This window comes from Cellulomonas sp. (assembly GCF_035634735.1).
Classification (GTDB): Bacteria; Actinomycetota; Actinomycetes; order Actinomycetales; family Cellulomonadaceae; genus Cellulomonas.
The window spans coordinates 1-2,188 of record NZ_DASQCJ010000115.1 but is presented as its reverse complement, the minus strand read 5'-3'; the positions used below and the strand labels follow the sequence as shown (position 1 = coordinate 2,188).

The following is a 2,188-nucleotide window of genomic DNA, read 5'->3' as shown; positions in this document are numbered from 1 at the left end:
GGAGGCGGCGGGGCGGCTGGGCGTGCGGCTGGTCGTGCCGCTGGGGCTGTGCTTCCTCCCGGCGTTCGTGCTGGTGGGACTGGTGCCGGTGCTCGCGTCGCTGGGCCGCGGCCTGCTCTGAAGTGGCCTGCTCTCACGAGGCCGGCTCTGACATGCCGTGCTCTGACGTGGCCTGCTCTGACGCGAGGCGCGTCGCTCCGTGACCCGCCCCCTGCTCCTGGCCACCGCACGGCCGCTCGGCGGCAGCCCGCCACGCGTCGAGGGGGCGGCGCACCACCGTGGTCGTCGGGCCGCTGCCTCGCCCAAGTCGTCGTCCTTCCCGAACCGCAGCTGCCCTTCCCGAACCGCAGCCGTCCTGCCCGAACCGCCGCCGAGCGGGCGGTGGGCGGGCGTCGAGTCCTCCACAGGCGCGGGCGGCTGCCGCGTCCCCAGCCGGGAGCTCGCGGGCCGGTGGGCGCGATGCCCGGCCCGGCAGGGTCGGTGGTGCCGGTCGACGGGCGGCCGGCACGGAGCACGGGAGGCACGAGATGCAGCAGGTGAGCAGGGCGGGGACGGCGTGGGGGCGGCGGAGCCGCCGCGTGGTGGGCGCGGTGCAGCGGGTGCCGCGGGTCGTGCGCCGAGCGCGGGCCAGGTTCGCCGGCACGACCCGCGACGCGGGCCTGGCGACCGCCGAGTACGCCGTCGTCATGATCGCCGCGGTGGGCTTCGCCGGGCTCCTGGTCGTGATCCTCCGCAGCTCGGAGATCCGGGAGACGCTGACGAACCTCGTCCGCGACGCCCTGGCGGTGTGACCGGGGACCCGCGACGGCAGCGGCGGGATCGCGGCTCGGTGACCGCCGAGTTCGCGGTCCTGCTGCCGGTCGTCGCCCTGCTGCTGGGGGTGGTGGTGGCCCTCGTGGCGTGCGCCGCCGCTCAGCTCCGGTGCGCGGACGCCGCGCGCGTGGCCGCGCGGGTCGCGGCGATCGGGGAGGACGACGCCGCCGTCGCGTCCGCCGCACGGCGGGTGGCCGGGGCGGGAGCGCGGGCGGCGGTCGCACGGGACGACACCTGGGTGGTCGTGACCGTGGAGGCGACGGTCGGCCCGTCGCTCCCGCTCGTCGGCGGCCTCGTCGTCCGGGGCGCCGCGACTGCGTGGGTCGAGCCGTGACCGGGCGACCGGCCCTCCGGCGGTGCCCGGCCCTCCGGCGGCGACGACCGGGCGTCCGGCGGCGACCGGGCGTCCGGCGGCGACCGGCCCGGCGGCGGCGATCGGCCTGGTGGTGGCGACCGGCCCCCTGGCGTCGAACGCCGGTCCGGCGTCCGGTGCCGGACCGGGAACGCGGCTCGGCGTCGGTCCTCGTGGTCGCGCTCGCCGGGGTGGTGGTGCTCCTGGCCGGGGTCCTCGGGCTGCTCGGCGCCGCGCAGGCGGCGCGCGGGCGCGCGCAGGCGGCAGCGGACCTGGGCGCGCTCGCCGCGGCGGAGCGCCGGATCCGCGGGCACGCCGACGCGTGCGCGGTCGCCCGCGAGGTGGTCGGGCGCAACGGGGCGGCGCTCGCGGAGTGCACCGTCGTGGGGGAGGGAGACGTGCGGGTCCGCGCGACGGTGCGGACGGCGGTCGGCGACGCGGTGGCCGAGGCGCTCGCGGGCCCGCGTCGGTCCGGTCGGGGTCGGTCCGGTCCCCGCGGGCCCGATCTGCGCGGTTCCGGTGAGCGCGGTTCCGGTGAGCGCGGTTCCGGTGAGCGCGGCTCCGGTGAGCGCGACCCCGGTGCGCGTGACCCCGGTGCGCGTGACCCCGGTCGACGCCGGTCCGATCCGCGCAGCTCCGGTCCGCGCACCTCGGGTGCGCGCCGCTCCCCTCGACGCGGTTCCGGCGTGCGCCGCTCCGGTCCGCCCCACGGCGCTCCCCGCCCGGACGGCTCAGGCCGGCGCGTGCGCGAGAACCGCGTCGAGCAGACGCACGGCGGCCGCCTTCTCCAGCGGGTTGTTGCCGTTGCCGCACTTCGGGGACTGCACGCACGCCGGGCAGCCGGTGCGGCACGGGCAGGTCGCGATCGCCTGCCGGGTCGCCCGCAGCCACGTCGCGCCGAGCCCGTACCCGCGCTCCGCGAAGCCCGCGCCGCCGGGGTAGGCGTCGTGCACGAACACGGTCGCCTGCTCGGTGTCGGCGTGCAGCGCGGTGGAGACGCCGCCGAGGTCCCAGCGGTCGCAG

At 79.3% G+C, this 2,188-nt stretch carries 3 protein-coding genes and 1 pseudogene; 3 read left to right on the top strand and 1 reads right to left on the bottom strand.

What is annotated here, in order from left to right:
* Positions 1-536 precede the first annotated feature (536 nt).
* The 3 genes and pseudogenes from VER05_RS10170 to VER05_RS10160 form a co-directional block, all read left to right on the top strand.
* On the top strand, positions 537-791 hold the full coding sequence (locus tag VER05_RS10170; protein ID WP_324845242.1) for a DUF4244 domain-containing protein: 255 nt from the start codon (positions 537-539) through the stop codon (positions 789-791).
* Between the two features lie 38 nt (positions 792-829).
* Positions 830-1,147 (top strand): TadE family type IV pilus minor pilin, encoded by a 318-nt coding sequence (locus VER05_RS10165; protein ID WP_324845241.1) that lies wholly within the window; start codon positions 830-832, stop codon positions 1,145-1,147.
* Positions 1,132-1,617 (top strand): annotated as a pseudogene (locus VER05_RS10160) (Rv3654c family TadE-like protein); the annotation flags it as partial. The gene VER05_RS10165 and the pseudogene VER05_RS10160, both read left to right, overlap by 16 nt.
* 279 nt (positions 1,618-1,896) lie before the next feature.
* On the opposite strand, the gene VER05_RS10155 reads toward VER05_RS10160, so the two are convergent.
* Positions 1,897-2,188: Zn-binding domain-containing protein (locus tag VER05_RS10155; protein ID WP_324845240.1), on the bottom strand; the 292-nt coding region annotated here is incomplete at its 5' end.